This window comes from Pedobacter sp. AJM, from assembly GCF_002197755.1.
Taxonomy (GTDB): Bacteria; Bacteroidota; Bacteroidia; order Sphingobacteriales; family Sphingobacteriaceae; genus Pedobacter.
Genome location: NZ_NHOT01000001.1, coordinates 201,328 through 218,602 on the forward strand (window position 1 = coordinate 201,328; position 17,275 = coordinate 218,602).

Sequence of the window (17,275 nt, forward strand, 5' to 3'; positions counted from 1 at the left end):
CGCTTTAAGCTTTTTGTTCGAGAACTAAGTTAATATTTTTAAGGATAATGTTACAGGCTTCCTCAATTTCTGTTTTAGTGATGATAAGGGGAGGGGCAATACGCATCGAATTGCTGCAATGCAGAAACCAATCGGATAGTACACCGTCTAAAATACAGGCATCGATGATTTTTTTATTCATTTCGAAACTTTCAAATTCAACTGCCAGCATCAGGCCTTTTCCTCTGATTTCTTTTATGGCCGGGTGTTTTAAAAGTGATTTGAATAGTTGACCTTTCTCTTCTACTTCATCCACAATGTTATTGTCGACTAAAGTGCTCAATGTCGCCAAACCGGCTGCGCAACACACCGGATGGCCACCAAAGGTAGTCATATGCCCTAAAATCGGGTTATGCGATAGTACAGACATAATTTCCAGCGAACTGATAAAAGCACCGATTGGCATGCCGCCACCAATTCCTTTTGCCAGCAGCAACACATCGGGTATAACGTTATAATGCTCGAAGGCAAACATTTTACCACTTCTACCGAAACCTGATTGGATCTCATCAAAAATAAGCAAGGTTCCTGTTTCCAAGCATTTTGCTTTTAATGCCTGCATGTATGCGAGGTCGGCTACGCGGATGCCAGCTTCTCCTTGAATGGGTTCAATAAAAACAGCTGCAATTTCCTCTGTTATCTTAATTAAATCGGCCATATGATTATGCCTGATAAAGTCGACATGCGGTAAAAAAGGCCCATAGCCTGATGAATAGAAATCACTTTCCATTAAACTTTCTGCACCTTGGGTACTGCCATGATAAGCATTTTTGCAGGCAATAAAGCCTTTTCTTCCCGTATAACGTTTAGCTAACTTCATGGCGCCTTCAACAGCCTCGGTACCGGAGTTCAGAAAATAAGTGCAGCTTAAACTTTCAGGAAGAACCTCTGCCAGCGCTTTAGCGAAATTAACCTGAGGTGTCTGCACATATTCACCATATACCATCAGGTGCATATAGGTTTCGGCTTGTTGCTGAACGGCTTTAACCACAGCCGGATGACAGTGGCCAACATTGCTCACACCAATACCTGCAATTAAATCTAAATGCTTTTTGTCTGATGAATCATAAATATAAACGCCTTTTGCCCGTACAAATTCGAGCATAAGCGGTTCGGGAGAGGTTTGTGCATTGTGTTGTAAAAACAACTGACGTTGAGTAAGCATGCACAAAAGTACGGAAATACAATAGCCTTTAAAACAAAAAGACCTGCATCGCTGCAAGTCTTTAATCTAATTTTTCTGTCCGCCTCTAAATTTATTAAGCAGTTCACGCTTAAATCCTTCCTGCGCCCGATAAAATTTTCCAACGATTTTGATCGGTAGCTTGGCTTTTAATTTACTGTAATACTTTTTATCCAAATTAAGATCTCTTTGCTTAAAATCAAATTCGCTCGTAATTAAACTTTGAACCTGAGCATCAGTAAGATTATCTATTTCATTTACTTTTCTGAAAGAAATCATCTTTTGCATGCGTTCTTTGCGTAAGGCATTTTGCTCGCTCTGCATATCATTGTAAATCGGCCAGAAGATTTTTGCTTCATCTGGCGATAAATCAAGTTTTTGGGTAAAATAAGCTATTTTAAGCGATTCGATTTCTTCACTTTTAGGTCTTTGAGCCAAAAGCGTAAGGGGTAAAAGGAATATTAAGGTACTGAATACTAAGTTTTTCATTATTAGTTGTTTAATTCATGAGATAAATCACTCGAGGAGAAATTGCTCAATAAATAGTTTTCCATTTCTGTATCTGACGCAGAAGTATTATTTGCTGATGTGGTATTCTGAGTTTCTAAATGTTCTATAATGGTGCTTTCATCAATATCATATAGCAGTTGTTCGCTCGAAAGCTCTGCAGATTGGGTTTGCGAAGGTATTGATGATGCATTGTTTTGATAAAAATATGCACCAAATGACGCCATCAAAACGAAACAGGCTGCACTGGCATACTTCAAAATGTTTCGTCTCCAAAGAGGAACAATTTTTGCAGCTTTTTTAGGTTGTTCAGCAGCTATTCTTTCCGTAATTCTATGCTTTAAACCGTCAAAATAGTGTTCAGGAACTGAAAATGAATCCTCGGCTTTTGGCAGTGCTGATATCTTGATATTTGTTTCAATCCGTTCGGTGAGGTTTTCAAAATAATTTTGTGGAACCTCAAAACCATCACCGTTTAATTCTTTATTTAAGCCATCAATGAAGATAGCAGACTTTACCCTGTCATCTACACTTTCGAAATATCCGTTTGGAATGTTGAATGGATTGCTTTCCTGCATTGCTGACAGTACAGGAGCATCCTTTTTCCAATCGTTATTTTCTATATTTTCATTCATCACAGATATAGGATACAATTTGAGTGAAAAGGTTTAATAATCTATTTCATCATTTGTAATAAAAGCTTCAATTTTTTTTGCAGCAATATGGAATGATGCTTTTAACGCCCCAACTGATGTGCCCAGTACTTCCGAAATCTCCTCATATTTCATGTCTCCAAAATATTTCATGTTGAAAATCAGACGTTGCTTTTCGGGCAGGGTAAGAATGGCTTTTTGCAATTTTAATTCTAATTTATCTCCATTAAAATATGACGAAGCTACGAGGTTTTCAGCCAGTTCTGCAGAAACCTCATCCAAAGGAGTATTGTTTTTTAGTTTTTGTTTATTGAGGAAAGTGATGGATTCATTTGTGGCAATGCGATAAATCCAGGTATACAGTTGCGAATCGTTTCTAAATTTATCAATATTCTTCCACACCTTTACAAATACCTCCTGTAATAAATCGTCACAGTCATCATGGTTGAGTACCAATCGCCTGATGTGCCAGTAAATTTTCTGCTGATATTTTTTTAATAGTAAATTGAAAGCTTCATCGCGGGTTTTCTCGACGGCAAACATTTCAAGAATTTGCGAATCTTCAATTGGTTTCATCGAGGAATATTAGTATTTATTACTAAAAAGGCACCAAGACCACCAAGTTTTTCTTCGCGTTCTTCGTGCCTTTAAAGTGACTTAATTTAAGCTTTTTTTCTTCCAATTACCTTTTTAACTGCTTCAACAATGTTAACTGCATCTAAGCCGTATTTAGACATTAACTGATCAGGTGTACCACTTTCGCCAAAAGTATCATTTGTAGCTACAAATTCTTGCGGAGTAGGTAATTCGGTCGTTAATAAACGCGCAACACTTTCACCTAAACCACCAAATTTATTGTGCTCCTCACAGGTTACTACGCAACCTGTTTTTTTAACCGATTTTAAAATGGCTTCATCATCCAATGGTTTAATGGTGTGGATGTTGATGATTTCTGCATCAATGCCCAGTTCAGCCAGTTGTTCACCAGCTTCGATGGCTTTCCATACCATATGGCCTGTTGCAATAATGGTTACATCAGTTCCTTCATTTACCATCCAGGCTTTACCAATCTCAAACTTTTGATCAGGATCTGTAAATACCGGAATTACCGGGCGGCCAAACCGTAGATAAACAGGACCTTCATATTCTGCGATAGCCATAGTTGCGGCTTTCGTCTGGTTGTAATCGCATGGATTAATCACCACCATTCCCGGCAACATTTTCATTAAACCGATATCTTCCAGGATCTGGTGGGTTGCACCATCTTCACCCAAAGTTAATCCGGCGTGTGAAGCACAGATTTTAACATTTTTGTTAGAATAAGCTACCGACTGACGGATCTGATCGTAAACGCGACCTGTAGAAAAATTGGCAAAGGTTCCGGTAAAAGGAATCTTACCATTAATTGTCATTCCGGCTGCAATACCAATCATATTGGCTTCTGCAATACCCACCTGTGTAAAACGCTCCGGAAAATCTTTGATAAAAGCATCCATTTTTAGCGATCCAACTAAATCGGCACATAAGGCAACCACGTTTTCGTTTTTCTTTCCTGCCTCATGTAAGCCAGCACCAAATCCCGAACGTGTATCTTTTTTCTCTGTATATGTGTATTTTTTCATTTTGTTTTTAGATATGAGATATGAGATATGAGATAGGAGATCATGCGACAATTAGTCTTAAATCTCCTATCTACTGTCTCAAATCTAGTTTAGATATGTAAGATGAGATTTTAGAGGTGAGATTATGCGACAATTAGTCTCAAATCTCCTATCTATAGTCTCAAATCTAATTTAATAGTCCCCTAAAGTTTCTGGTAACTGCGCCAATGCTGAGGCCAGTTGCTCATCATTTGGGGCCGTACCGTGCCATTTATGCGAACCTACCATATAATCAACACCTGCACCCATTTGTGTACTCATTAAATTTAAGATCGGTTTACCTTTTCCTGTTAAAGTTTTAGCATAATGCAAACCTTCCACAATAGCCTGCATATCATTACCATCAGTATTGATTACATGCCATCCGAAAGCTTCAAATTTTGCCTGTAAATCGTCTAATGCAAGTACTTTACTGGTTGGGCCATCAATTTGCTGTCCGTTATAATCAACAGAAGCAATTAAATGATCCACTTTGTTAAACGGCGCAAACATTGCTGCTTCCCAGTTTTGACCTTCCTGTAATTCTCCATCACCAAGTAAGGCAAAAATATGAGATTGATCGCCGTTTAACTTTTTGGCTAAAGCAGCACCAATGGCTACTGATAATCCCTGACCTAATGATCCGGATGCAATACGGATTCCAGGTAAATGCTCATGTGTGGTTGGGTGACCCTGTAACCTGGAATCCAGCTTACGGAAAGTGGCCAATTCACTTTTATCAAAATAGCCGGCATGTGCCAGTGTACTGTACCAAACAGGAGAAATGTGTCCGTTAGATAAGAAGAATAAATCTTCACCAACACCTTCCATGGTAAAATCTGTTTTATGGTTCAGTACTTCAAAATATAAAGCTGTAAAGAAATCAGCACATCCAAGCGAAGCGCCTGGGTGTCCAGATTGACATCCGTGAACCATTCTAACGATATCTCTTCTGATTTGTGAGGCAATATCTTCTAGCTCTTTAATTGTATGTTTCATTAAATACGAGGTTGTTGTTCATAGCAAAGTTAATATTTTACTTGCTATATTATAATTAGTTATTGATTAAATCGAGTACCTGTTGGGTTGAGTTTTTAGTGTCAACCTTTTTAATTATATGGGCAATTTTACCCTCACCATCTATAATAAATGTGGTACGAACAGTGCCCATATATTTCTTTCCATACATGTTTTTTTCAGCCCATACACCATAATCTGTTACAATTTTCTGCTCGGTATCGGCCAGTAAGGTAAAGGGCAGGTTGTGCTTGGTAATGAATTTTTGATGTGATTTTTCATCATCTACACTAACACCTAAAACCACAATGCCTTTGGCTTGCAGCCCCTGATAATTGTCTCTGAAATCGCATGCTTCAGCTGTACAGCCCGGTGTGTCATCCTTGGGGTAAAAGTAAAGCACTACGGTTTTACCCTTAAAATCATTTAGTGAAATTTCATTTCCGTTTTGATCCTTCGATGTAATTGCTGGTGCCGGATCACCTTCTTTTAATTCTGCCATATATAAAATGATTGAATTTTGATTAATATTTAAATTTAATGCTGCAATGTAAACAGTTTAAATTAGTATCCTGTTCGCGATCTTTTAAAAGATGACATTTTAAAACATTTGTACCATCTATTTGGAAAAATGTACCGTGTATCTTCTTGTGTTATCTTTCATATCGGCCACCACGAGTTCGAAGGTATGCTTACCGGAAGTGGTTCGCTCATCAAAGCTGTGCCAAAGCGTTGCTGTTTTCGCATCAAACTCCATGAGAATCCATTTACCATCCAGGTAACCATTAAAACTTTTAATGCCAGACAAATTATCACTGATCCTGAAGTTCATTCTTGATAGACCTGACATGCTTTTTCCTTCGATGATGTTGATAGGAGAAATTCGTGGTGCAATGGTATCAACAGCAATGTAAAAACTTCCAAAGTTTCTAGGTGTTGCTTTTACGAATCCATTATCATAAGATCCTCCCTGTGTAGAGCCATTTGAATTGACGATAAGTGCTTTTGACCTTAAGTTCTCCGGAAGCTGATCAGCCTTAATCCATAAATCAAACCCAATGTGAAGTGGGGTATAACGGTTATGAATTTGATGGACAGCAGACCACGCATTTCCTGCCGGCTTCGGAAGCTTTTTATAAACAAAGTTTAAATCATTATACAAGGTTCCTTTTGGGAAAACTACTTTAATGTCTTCTGTATTAAATTCATTCACTTTCCCATAGGGATAAATTATGCCTGATGGAATAATAGGTGCCATAATTGGTGCACTTCCTGCATTTACGGTAAAAGGTAGAATGGACGCATTCCCTTTAGCATCTGTAATGATATACCGAAGCTGATGTGCGGCGCCGTCGTTGAAATTAATTTTTCCGCTGTTCACCAATCCGCTGTAAATTTTTAAAGGATTTCCGGGATCGACAAAACTTTTCTGAATACTTCTTTTCGTATTTAGGTATGTGGGGTAGTCAATATGCGAATTAATCGCCTTGCTGTTTTCAAAAGCAAAACGTTCCAGCGCAGAAGTATAGATCATCTTCCCATCCATTTCCAGCTGAATAGAATACACCCCATTGGTGCCAGATGCACCATTATGCCGGTCTGTAGTCACTACCCCAAATCCAACTTCGCCCGTTAAACTAAGAGGGGCAACAGTTTTATAATTGCCATTCGCTCCTGTAATGCCAATAGCTTGTTTGGGTGTAAATTCATTAAATGTTTTGCCGTTTAAACGGTAAACGTATAATCCATGAATAATAGGCGGGATATTATCTGGAATGATAATGCCGAAAAATTGTGGATTAATGGTTTCTTCAGTTTTGGTATCTCTGATTTCGAAATGTAAATGCGGACCGCCAGAGCTTCCCCGGTTACCAGACCAGGCAATTACTTCACCTTTATGTACAGGAATCAATGTGGCATCGGGAAATTCATCAATCTCAAATGATTTTTTCTCATACTCCAGGTTTTTTACAATCGCAGCTATTTTTGGTGCAAAACGTTGTAAGTGCCCATATACGGTAGTGAAACCATTCGGGTGATTAATATAAAGCGCTTGTCCGAAGCCACTGTTCTGAACCCTTAACCTGGAAATATAGCCATCTGCAACCGCATAAACAGGATAACCTTCGCGTTGATTGGTTCTGAAATCCACGCCCGAGTGAAAGTGATTACCTCTTAGTTCGCCAAATGAACCCGCCAGGGCAGGAGGTGCAATGTCCAATGGTTGCCGAAAATCCGTAATGGGATATTTATTATTGCTGAATATCTGCTGCGCATGAAGTACATTAACGGTGATAGAACAACAAATAAAAAGTGAGAGGTTAAATAGGTGCAGGATCGGTTTTTTAATCATTCCTTATTTAACTTCAAAATTTAAAAGTTGTTTGCCATTCAGCCATGCGGCTAATTTATCACCCTGATGAACTCGGCCAACACCTTCAGGTGTACCTGTAAAAATCAAATCACCTTTTTTTAAAGTGATATACTGCGATACAAAACTGATAATCTTCTCGAAAGAGAACAATAAATCTTTAGTGTGACCATGCTGACGTGTTTCGCCATTAATTTGCAATTCGAAGTTCATCAGGTATAAATCTTCAAAATCGCTTTTAGGCAAAAAGATACTTACCGGTGCGGAATGGTCAAATCCTTTCGCCAGTTCCCAGGGCAGGCCTTTTTCTTTATGTTTGCTTTGGATGTCCCGGGCTGTAAAATCAATTCCCAGGCCAATCTCGTCATAATAATTTGAAGCAAATTTTTCGGCAATATGCTTTCCTTCTTTGCAGATTTTCAGCACTACTTCAAGCTCATAATGGATATCATCTGAAAAATCGGGCAGATAAAAAGGTTTGTTGTCTTTTAATAGGGCCGTATCAGGCTTCATAAAAATCACGGGAGTAGTGGGAACCGGATTATTCAGTTCTTTGGCATGTTCGGCATAATTCCGTCCGATGGCTATAATTTTCATTTCTTAAAGGTAAGGTGTGTGCAGTATGAGATTGCCCATACCTTTTCAAAAATAGAAAAGAAAATGATTTTATAAAACTGAGATGCGCTTTACCTGGCTTTCTGACCCTGCGGTTACCCTTAAAAAGTAAATGCCAGCATTTAAACGGCTAGGGATTGCAAAGCTTTTGGTTTGCTCTCCTGCATTTAAGCGTTCGTTTGCAAGGGTGACTACTTCATTGCCCAGCAAATCAATAATTTTGATTGTTGTCTGGGTGCCATCTTTACCAATAGATAAAATAATATTTAACTGATCTTCAACAGGATTGGGATAAATTTTGACTACCGTAAGTAATTTGTCTTTGTTAGTTGCTACAGCCGGACTTTTAGTAACACTGGAGTAGGTATGGTAAACCCCTGAGTATCCAAACGATCCGAACATGGGTTTGTAAGGTTCGATATTGGCTTTGATTTCAGGAATTCTGATGGCTTTTCTGGTTTTGTTTTTTAAGCTAAAATGAATGCTGTCAGTTTGTTGCGACCAGGAATTTAAACTACACAACAAAACCATACACCCTGTGCATACAAGTTTTGTGAGTAACGTTATCCTAGTGTAGAGTTTCATCAAATTGCTGAAGCAAATGTATTAATTTTAAACAAAGAAATTAAACATTTTGTTTGAAAGCGATATTTTAACACAATTTAACAATAATATACATTTTGGATCGTGTTAAAAATACACAATAATTTGGTTGTTAATTTGTTATACATAGTTTACTTTTGCCCCACTAAAAAAACATAAAGTGTCAAATCATAAAAATGTTAATGCATTAACCGCCGGTGGGGTTCTGATTAGTTTAGGAATCGTATTTGGAGATATTGGTACATCGCCGCTCTATACACTTAACGCAATTTTTAAAATCATACTGGGGGTTAAAGATGGTGTAATTAACCATCCGGGTGCCATTACGACTGATGTTGTTTTAGGCGTACTATCCTGCATTATATGGACACTGACACTCCAAACTACCATTAAATATGTTATTATTACCTTAAGGGCTGATAATAAAGGAGAAGGTGGTATTTTTTCACTCTTCTCTTTGGTAAGGAAAAAAGCCAAATGGCTTGTGGTACCGGCTATTATTGGTGGCTGTGCTTTACTGGCTGATGGAATTATTACACCGAGTATTACGGTAACTTCAGCTATAGAAGGTTTAACGAGTAAATTTGATGTCCCGGTTATTCCGATCGTATTAACCATTTTAACCATGCTGTTCATCATTCAGCAATTTGGAACCAATTTGGTTGGGAAACTATTCGGACCGGTCATGTTTGTGTGGTTTGCCATTTTAGGGGTTATAGGAATTACCTTTATCATCAAAGATTTTAGCATTCTGAGGGCTTTAAATCCATATTATGCAGTGCATTTATTGGCTAACAATCACAATGCATTTTATATTTTAGGTGGTGTATTCTTATGTACAACCGGGGCTGAAGCCTTATATTCTGATCTTGGTCACTGCGGAAGAAATAATATCCGGATCAGCTGGATCTTTGTAAAGCTTACCCTGATTCTTAACTATCTGGGGCAGGGCGTTTGGATTCTGCAAAACTCCGCTAATTTCATGCCTGGAGCAAAAATGAATCCGTTCTTTATGATTGTGCCTGAACAGTTTCAGATCGGCATGGTGATCCTAGCTACAATGGCAGCAATTATAGCTTCTCAGGCTTTAATTAGCGGCTCATTTACCCTGATATCAGAAGCTGTACGTTTAAACCTATGGCCAAAAATCCGGATTGTTTACCCTACGGTTTCAAAAGGCCAGTTATATGTCCCTTCTATCAACTGGATGTTATGGATTGGTTGCTGTGGAATTGTTTTGTTATTTAAAGAGTCAGAACGCATGGATGCAGCCTATGGTTTATCCATTACCATCGCTATGTTAATGACCACGATTCTGGTGAGTTTTTATCTGCGCAGCAGGCGGTTTCCTAAATATTCCATTTTAATTTTCTTCCTCACTTACATTGTAATTGAGGGAACATTTTTAGTGAGTAACTTAACCAAATTTGTGCACGGCGGATGGGTGACGGTATTTATCGGATCTTTATTATTTACTATTATGTGGAGCTGGTTTGTGGCCAGAAAAATTAAAAACCGTTTTGTAAAATATGTGGAGATTGAAGATTATTATCCGATTTTAAGCGAACTGAGCAGTGATGAATCTGTTCCGAAATATTCCTCACAACTGGTTTATTTAACCAGCGCAAACTTTAAAACGGAGATTGAATCCAAGATTATTTATTCCATTATCCAGAAGGAACCTAAGCGGGCAGATGTGTATTGGCTGGTTCACGTAGACGTGATGGATGAGCCTTATACCATGGATTACAAAGTGGAGTTTTTAATCCCCGGTAAATTAATCAGGATTGATTTCAGACTGGGCTTCAGGGTAGAGCAACGGGTAAACCTGCTTTATCGTAAAGTAGTGGAAGAGCTGGTTAAAAATGGGGAGATTGATATTACCAGTCAGTATACTTCTTTAAACAAACATAAAATTGCCGGCGATTTCAGGTTTGTATTGCTGGAGAAACACCTGTCTAAATTTACCAAACTGAGTTTCTATGAACGCCAGATTATGGACTATTATTTTATCCTTAAAAAGTTAAGTTTATCAGAAGAACGTAGTTTTGGACTGGACAGCAGTTATGTAGATGTAGAGAAAGTTCCGTTAATATTTGTAACACCTGATGATATTGAGTTGAACAGATTAGCGGTATAATGATCAGGAACTTATTGATTGTATTGGCTGTTTTATTATTTATTGCCGGGCCAGCCGCTAAGGTAAATGGTTTAGCACATAGTGAATATTACCTTATTCTTTCTGGAATAGGATTGATAGCATTAACTGTTTTTGTGTTTAAAAAGCGGTGATAACGTATGCTATCCAATGAAAACTAAAGGACCTGTTTTCGGTTGGTGAGTCACCAACCGATAGGGGATTTTCTTATCGGTCATGTGTCTCCACGGACCGAAACTGATTTCATTATGATAAAGATCGGCGTATGATACCTGTTCATGAGGAGTAAACCGATAGCGGACACTTTCTCATCATCAGTATCTTATTAGAAATAAATTAAACTTCAGGATGTGCCAGTTTGCTATGCCTGTATCCATATGCAAAGTAAACGATTAGTCCGATAACCAGCCAGATTCCAAAGCCAATCCAGTTGGATATGCCCAGTTCACACATCATGTATAAGCAACTGATTAATCCTAAAACAGGAATCAGGGATAGGTTTTTAGTAATGCAATAATACGAGATGACCACGCAGATGATCAGAAAAATCCACATCGGGATCTTATGTTTAAACAAACTCCAGCCTGTTTCATATTTCTTATCAAAAGAAACCTTTGATGCTGCAATAAACTGCTCATAACGATTACCAGGTAAAGCACTGAGGTATGATTCTGCATCTACTTTTTCTGAAAGGATAATTTGTGGCACAGCATCCTTAACAATTTCTTCTTTTACCATCTGCAGTTCCTCACCCTTTAAAGAGGTGACAAAATTTACAGTAGTAACCGTTTTTGGGGTATTAAAAAAGAAGGCACTGGTTTCCTTTGGAAATTGAACAAAAGCGAAGGCCAATGCAGCAATGAACGCAACAGGAACAATGAATTTACTGTTAAGATAGGGGATTTTGAATTTACCACGCTGCACATCAGGGCGGTTTTGTAATACCAGCACGCCGGCACATACCAGCACAAATGCGAACAACGTACCTATAGAACAAAGATCGGTTACGATGGTTAAATTCATGAAAAGTGAAGGAACTGCGACTACGAAGCCTACTACAATGGTTGCAAAGGATGGTGTTTTATATTTTGGGTGAATTTTAGAAAATGATTTAGGTAATAGTCCATCCCTGCTCATACTCATCCAGATTCGGGGTTGTCCCATCTGAAATACCAAAAGTACACTGGCCATGGCAAAAACGGCACTTACGGCAATGATTCCGCTCATCAGTTTTAAATCAATCTGATCAAATACGAAAGCCAGTGGATCGCCAACGGCAAGGGTATCTGATTTTACAATTCCGGTGAGTACAAGTGCAATTGCAACATATAGAATAGTGCAGATGATGATCGCCCACATCATTCCGCGGGGTAGATCACGCTGCGGGTTTTTACATTCTTCTGCAGTGGTAGAAATCGCATCAAAACCAATGTAAGCAAAGAAAACGGCCGATACTCCTTTTAAAATTCCCGACACCCCGTTTGGTGCGAAGGGATTCCAGTTTCTGGTATCAACATAGAAAATACCAACCGCCAGTACCAGCATAATCACCGCTAATTTTACCACTACCATGGCATTGCTGGCATTTCTGCTTTCCTTCATACCCCTGTAAATTAACCAGGTGATTAATATAATGATACCTAATGCCGGGAGATCAGCCACTAGGTGAAAACCTCCAATTTGGGGTGCGGTAAGCCATGCGTTATTTGCTAAGGCGGTAGCGGGATCCAGGGCAGCAATATTTTTACCAGCTGCCCGTAATGCTTCGGCATGTTCGTGTCCGTTATAGGCACTTAAGTAATCCATTGTTGCCCAGTCGGGTACATGGATCCCATCAATACCCAAAAAAGGAATTCGGATGGTAGAAAGTAATCCCGTAAAATAATCCGACCAGGAAATTGCCACCGTGATGTTTCCGATAGAGTATTCCATAATCAGTGACCAGCCGATAATCCAGGCGATCAGTTCGCCGAAAGCAACGTAAGAATAAGTGTATGCACTTCCTGAAACCGGAACCATAGATGCAAATTCTGCATAGGCAAAAGCGGCAAAACTACAAGCAACGGCTGTAAAAATAAATAGAAAAATTACTGCTGGTCCGCCATCTGCACTGGCTTTGCCTATGGTGCTGAAAATTCCGGCACCTATAATCGCAGCTATACCAAATGCGGTTAAATCCCGTACCCCCAGTGTTTTGTGAAGTGTATTTTCATGATCGCCATAGCCTCCTGCTGCATCCTTTAATATCTTTGAAATAGATTTCTTCCTGAATAGCTTTTCGAACATTTTTATTTGCTTGTAGTATTCTTCAAACTTAAAAAAATATCAGCTAAAAACGTTTAAAGCAGGATATAAATTTCAAAGCATCATTATTTTGACCCAAATGGAGATCAAAAATCAGGTATTATTGGTAAAGTGTCAAAATGTGCAATTATTTGAAAAACATTATCCTTTATTTGATTGACATAATTTATCCATGGGCTAAAACGATACTTTTGTCAACTTGAACCAATCAAGTCAATTTATATAAGGAAAAATTTATTTGATTATAATATTTATTACCCATGCAAGCCGTAAATCACAATGTCTCTTATATTAAAGAAAAGAATCAAAAAATAGCCACGATGCTCGCATTTGCTTTGATTCCACTTTCGGGTTTCGCTACAGATATTTATATCCCCTCGCTGCCCACTATGGCCGGCAAGATGAACGTCAGCAGTATCCAGGTTCAGCTAACCTTGAGTATCTTCCTGATCAGTTATGGTGTTTCGCAATTGTTTATTGGCAGTGTGCTGGATAGTTTCGGGCGTTATAAAATTTGCCTTTATGCCTTATTGATTTTTGCTGCAGCGAGTATAGTGATTGCCGTTACCCATAATATCTATCTGATTTATCTGATGCGGGTAATCCATGGTTTAACGGTTGGATGCATTGTTGTAGCCAAACGTGCCTATTTTGTTGATTTGTTTGCAGGTGATCAGCTCAAGCATTATTTAAGCCTGTTTTCTATCATCTGGTCTACCGGGCCAATTATTGCACCCTTTGTTGGCGGATATTTACAAACTGCCTTTGGCTGGGAATCAAATTTTTACTTTTTAGCTGGTTTCGCGCTTATTTTTGCTTTACTTGAATTTCTTTTCAGTGGGGAAACACTAAAACATTTTACTGAGTTTCAGTTGAAAAAAATAACGGGCATCTATGTCACGATGGTAAAAACCAGTAGCTTTACCCTTGGCATTGTGATGCTGGGCCTGGCGTACTGTATGGTGATGGTTTATAATATGACGGGTCCCTTTATTATTGAACACGACCTTAAGTTTTCTCCGGTTATTGCGGGGTACAGCTCGCTGGTTTTGGGTTTTGCCTGGATGGTAGGTGGGTTTATCGGCAAGGCTACCATTAACCGTCCATTTTTTAGCAGACTTGCTATTAACGCAGCCTTGCAGCTCCTGTTTGTGATCTTGATGATCATCAGTCTGCAATTCATCAGCAACCTGTATTCACTGATTTTTTTCGCTTTCATCATTCATATTGGGGCCGGTTATACATTCAATAATTATTTTACCTTTTGCTTAAGCAAGTTCCCGAAAAATGCGGGGATTGCGGGTGGCTTAACAGGGGGTATTACATATGTAATTGTTTCCTTCCTGAGTTATGGTGTCGTTAATCTTTTCCCTGCCAAGGATGAGCGAAATTTAAGTTACAGCTATTTGGTGATGATCTTAATTTCGGTAATGGTGATGTTTGTCATTATGAAAACACGAGATAAAAATAGTGAGGTGGTATAAGACATACAGTAAGCTGATGTAGATGAGGATCTGTGTGGCAATCAATATATAAATTAGCTTAGCTTACAGCTTATATAGCTCCACTTTTTTATTTGATCCTGTTTTCTTCATCCGCTACACTTTTTTCCCTTTCTCTGGTCGCCCTTGTGCTGTTGCTGCCAAAAGCATAATTCAGGCTAAGCCTGAAAATTCTGCTTTCTTGTTTTTGGCTTAAATTATAATTCAGTCCGGATAGCGCACTGCTTATTCTTGTTTTTCTGCTGTTTAAAATATCATTGAAGGCAAATTTCATCTGCAGTTTTTTGGCGAGAAATGATTTCTTTAACCCGAAATCAAGTCCGTAATAGGGTTTAATGGCATAACTGCCATAAATTTGGGCAGATGTAAATTCACCTGATAATTCCGCAGCAGCTGATGGTGATAATGTAAAACTATGACTGCTGTTCAATGTGAAATTTGCTTTCTTTCTATTATAATCTGTTCCGCCTAAATTTGCTGATTTTATCTGGTTATAAGTAGTTGTAACCGTGTTGTCCATATTCCAGAATTGAGTTATGGTTGTTGGAGCACCAATGGTTAAATGATAAGAAAACTGTTTGTCGAGGTTTTGAACCGTTTGGTAAAGTGTTTTTTTTGCGTTATCTGGCAGTAATACATCCATGATCAAATTATCAGTTATGCTGTAACCCAATGAAATATTAAGCTTTTTTTTATAGTTATAAGAGAATGCAAAAGCATTGGTATACTGTGGGTTCAAAAACGGGTTTCCCTGACTAAAAGTATACAAATCAACAAAATAAACAAAGGGATTTAGCGATTTATAATCCGGCCTGTCTATTCTCCTGCTGTATGAAAAGCCTAACTGATTATTTTCTGATACCGAATGATTTATGGAAATACTTGGGAAAAAATCAAGGTAACTTCTTTTAGCAACCTTTTGTTCACTAATAGAATTGCCTTCCGAATTGGTTTGTTCTGCCCTCAAACCGAGTTCAATACCAGTTGATTTGAATTCATGTTTAAAGTTTACATAAACGGCATTGATATTTTCATCATATATAAACTGATTGCTCCTGGATTGATCATTCTGCCAGTGTGAAGCTACCTGGTTTTCGAAACGGAAATCATTATCTGTAACTACCCAGCTGCTTTTTATTCCAAAATCAAATTTAGTTTTAGGATTTAACGGTAATGAATAATCAATTTTAGCCGCTCTGATTTTAATATGTGACGGTGTTAAATTCCTGAAGGTTAAAGGCGACTTGTATTGATTTCCATTTACATCTGAAAAATAATTATTGTATACGGTACATTCTTCATTTTGATATTCTGCATAATCCAGATCTATAGTAAACTCTTGCCCAAGTGTATCAATTACAGATTTATAATTGATATTATAGGCCTGGTTCCGATATTTGCTCGTAGATGGATTATCTGCTACAATGGAAGAATCTGTTTCCATGAAATTTTTTCCAATATTGGTTTTTCCATTTGAGCTGTCATGACCATGATTAAAATAGCCACTTGTCAAGAAACCAATCGTATTCCTTTCATTTATAAAATAATCCAGGCCAAGTTTATAATTATTATTGTGCGATGAACGAATTTGAGTATTGTATTGATGAAAATACAGGTCAGAAATTCCATCAGGACTAATTCTAGTGATATTCAAATCTTCTTGGTATTGGTTGTTTTGGTTAGCGTAACTTCCGAAGATATTGAAATTTTTATTGCTGTGATTGAATGAAATGCCAGCGTCGCTCTTAGGATTTTTGCCATAACCAAATCCTAAATTTATGTTTCCGTTGGTGCCAAGGCTCGAATTCTTCTTTAGTTTGATGTTAATAATTCCAGCATTTCCGGAGGCATCGTATCTGGCTGACGGACTGGTCATCAGTTCAATTGATTTTAATTCATTCCCGCTCAGGGATTTTAACCTGGTGGCCAGTTGCGCTGCAGATAAGTAAGTTGATTTCCCGTCAATTAAAACATGAACACCTGATTTTCCGAGCACACTGATGATCCCATCCTGATTAACAGAAACACCTGGTATTTTAGCTAAAATTTCCAGGGCATTGTTCCCTGTTGAAATGATACTGTTCTCTACATTCATGATAACTTTATCGTTAAATCTTTCTATTAAAGGTTTCTTCGCCGCAATGTAAACACTGCCAAGATTATTGGAAATAGAAACCAATATGAAATCCTTACTAACCAGTAATCTCGATGGGTTAATCTCTATATTTTCAATAATATCCTTATAGCCAACTGCCCTAAGCATCATCTGGTATTTTCCGCTTTTTAAATTCTTCAAAGAAAACTTTCCTTCAGTAGCAACCGTCATTTTTCGAAAGGATGTGTCGGTTATGCTGATCAGAATAATGGTTGCTGCTATTGGATTTCCTATTTCATCTGTTAAAATGCCTGAAATTTTACCTGTATGTTCCTGGGCTTTTAAAGAAAACTGGAATAGCAGGAAAAGTATGAGAAAAAGCGTAAATGGTTTCATTTTTAGTTGATTAGCTTAATGGTTTAGATGACCTTTCTGAAAGATTTAAACCTAAACTAATGCATTAAACAGATCAAATTGGATATTTAACACTGTTTAACCTAATTAACAAATTTTCACAATTAGTAGTAAAATGACTGTAATGGATATATCACGTCGGGATATTTAATGGAAAAGAGAATGTGCTATGTC

The 17,275-nt window shown here is 38.0% G+C and carries 14 protein-coding genes; 2 read left to right on the forward strand and 12 right to left on the reverse strand.

The window, feature by feature from the left end:
* Positions 1-4: 4 nt before the first annotated feature.
* The 10 genes from CBW18_RS00750 to CBW18_RS00795 all read right to left on the reverse strand — a co-directional run bounded on the left by CBW18_RS00750 (position 5) and on the right by CBW18_RS00795 (position 8,556).
* Complete coding sequence (locus tag CBW18_RS00750; RefSeq protein WP_172406414.1) at positions 5-1,204, reverse strand: aspartate aminotransferase family protein; 1,200 nt, start codon at positions 1,202-1,204, stop codon at positions 5-7.
* 66 nt (positions 1,205-1,270) lie between these two features.
* Positions 1,271-1,711, reverse strand: a complete 441-nt coding sequence (locus CBW18_RS00755; RefSeq protein WP_088299356.1) for a hypothetical protein — start codon at positions 1,709-1,711, stop codon at positions 1,271-1,273.
* A gap of 2 nt (positions 1,712-1,713) precedes the next feature.
* Entirely contained in the window at positions 1,714-2,364 is a 651-nt protein-coding gene (locus tag CBW18_RS00760) for a hypothetical protein (protein ID WP_088299357.1), read from the reverse strand.
* 33 nt (positions 2,365-2,397) lie between these two features.
* Positions 2,398-2,958 (reverse strand): RNA polymerase sigma factor, encoded by a 561-nt coding sequence (locus CBW18_RS00765; protein WP_088299358.1) that lies wholly within the window; start codon positions 2,956-2,958, stop codon positions 2,398-2,400.
* Between the two features lie 86 nt (positions 2,959-3,044).
* Positions 3,045-4,004: a transketolase family protein gene (locus CBW18_RS00770; RefSeq protein WP_088299359.1), complete on the reverse strand. Its 960-nt coding sequence runs from the start codon at positions 4,002-4,004 to the stop codon at positions 3,045-3,047.
* 171 nt (positions 4,005-4,175) lie between these two features.
* The gene (locus tag CBW18_RS00775) at positions 4,176-5,021 is read right to left on the reverse strand and encodes a transketolase (protein WP_088299360.1); all 846 of its coding nucleotides are present in this window, start codon (positions 5,019-5,021) and stop codon (positions 4,176-4,178) included.
* 55 nt (positions 5,022-5,076) lie between these two features.
* Positions 5,077-5,541, reverse strand: coding sequence for a thioredoxin-dependent thiol peroxidase (gene bcp / locus CBW18_RS00780; protein WP_088299361.1), 465 nt, complete (start codon positions 5,539-5,541; stop codon positions 5,077-5,079).
* Positions 5,542-5,658: 117 nt separating this feature from the next.
* On the reverse strand, positions 5,659-7,392 hold the full coding sequence (locus tag CBW18_RS00785; RefSeq protein WP_088299362.1) for a M23 family metallopeptidase: 1,734 nt from the start codon (positions 7,390-7,392) through the stop codon (positions 5,659-5,661).
* Positions 7,393-7,395: 3 nt separating this feature from the next.
* Entirely contained in the window at positions 7,396-8,007 is a 612-nt protein-coding gene (locus tag CBW18_RS00790) for a fumarylacetoacetate hydrolase family protein (RefSeq protein WP_088299363.1), read from the reverse strand.
* Positions 8,008-8,076: 69 nt separating this feature from the next.
* Positions 8,077-8,556 carry a T9SS type A sorting domain-containing protein gene (locus CBW18_RS00795; protein ID WP_088299364.1) on the reverse strand — a complete coding sequence of 160 codons (480 nt, stop codon included), beginning with the start codon at positions 8,554-8,556 and terminating at the stop codon, positions 8,077-8,079.
* 232 nt (positions 8,557-8,788) lie between these two features.
* On the opposite strand from CBW18_RS00795, the gene CBW18_RS00800 reads away from it, so the two are divergent.
* The gene (locus tag CBW18_RS00800) at positions 8,789-10,768 is read left to right on the forward strand and encodes a KUP/HAK/KT family potassium transporter (protein ID WP_088299365.1); all 1,980 of its coding nucleotides are present in this window, start codon (positions 8,789-8,791) and stop codon (positions 10,766-10,768) included.
* Between the two features lie 354 nt (positions 10,769-11,122).
* Here CBW18_RS00800 and CBW18_RS00805 read toward each other — a convergent pair whose 3' ends face one another.
* On the reverse strand, positions 11,123-13,072 hold the full coding sequence (locus CBW18_RS00805) for an amino acid permease (RefSeq protein WP_088299366.1): 1,950 nt from the start codon (positions 13,070-13,072) through the stop codon (positions 11,123-11,125).
* A 278-nt stretch (positions 13,073-13,350) separates the two neighbouring features.
* On the opposite strand from CBW18_RS00805, the gene CBW18_RS00810 reads away from it, so the two are divergent.
* On the forward strand, positions 13,351-14,574 hold the full coding sequence (locus CBW18_RS00810) for an MFS transporter (protein WP_088299367.1): 1,224 nt from the start codon (positions 13,351-13,353) through the stop codon (positions 14,572-14,574).
* 88 nt (positions 14,575-14,662) lie between these two features.
* On the opposite strand, the gene CBW18_RS00815 is transcribed toward CBW18_RS00810, so the two are convergent.
* Entirely contained in the window at positions 14,663-17,083 is a 2,421-nt protein-coding gene (locus CBW18_RS00815; protein WP_088299368.1) for a TonB-dependent receptor, read from the reverse strand.
* Between the last annotated feature and the right edge of the window lie 192 nt (positions 17,084-17,275).

Coding starts and splice junctions, on each gene's coding strand:
- CBW18_RS00785 (WP_088299362.1), bottom strand. CDS start 7,392: ATGATTAAAAAACCGATCCTGCACCTATTTAACCTCTCACTTTTTATT.
- CBW18_RS00805 (WP_088299366.1), bottom strand. CDS start 13,072: ATGTTCGAAAAGCTATTCAGGAAGAAATCTATTTCAAAGATATTAAAG.
- CBW18_RS00765 (WP_088299358.1), bottom strand. CDS start 2,958: ATGAAACCAATTGAAGATTCGCAAATTCTTGAAATGTTTGCCGTCGAG.
- CBW18_RS00755 (WP_088299356.1), bottom strand. CDS start 1,711: ATGAAAAACTTAGTATTCAGTACCTTAATATTCCTTTTACCCCTTACG.
- bcp (WP_088299361.1), bottom strand. CDS start 5,541: ATGGCAGAATTAAAAGAAGGTGATCCGGCACCAGCAATTACATCGAAG.
- CBW18_RS00750 (WP_172406414.1), bottom strand. CDS start 1,204: ATGCTTACTCAACGTCAGTTGTTTTTACAACACAATGCACAAACCTCT.
- CBW18_RS00760 (WP_088299357.1), bottom strand. CDS start 2,364: ATGAATGAAAATATAGAAAATAACGATTGGAAAAAGGATGCTCCTGTA.
- CBW18_RS00790 (WP_088299363.1), bottom strand. CDS start 8,007: ATGAAAATTATAGCCATCGGACGGAATTATGCCGAACATGCCAAAGAA.
- CBW18_RS00775 (WP_088299360.1), bottom strand. CDS start 5,021: ATGAAACATACAATTAAAGAGCTAGAAGATATTGCCTCACAAATCAGA.
- CBW18_RS00795 (WP_088299364.1), bottom strand. CDS start 8,556: ATGGTTTTGTTGTGTAGTTTAAATTCCTGGTCGCAACAAACTGACAGC.
- CBW18_RS00810 (WP_088299367.1), top strand. CDS start 13,351: ATGCAAGCCGTAAATCACAATGTCTCTTATATTAAAGAAAAGAATCAA.
- CBW18_RS00770 (WP_088299359.1), bottom strand. CDS start 4,004: ATGAAAAAATACACATATACAGAGAAAAAAGATACACGTTCGGGATTT.
- CBW18_RS00815 (WP_088299368.1), bottom strand. CDS start 17,083: ATGAAACCATTTACGCTTTTTCTCATACTTTTCCTGCTATTCCAGTTT.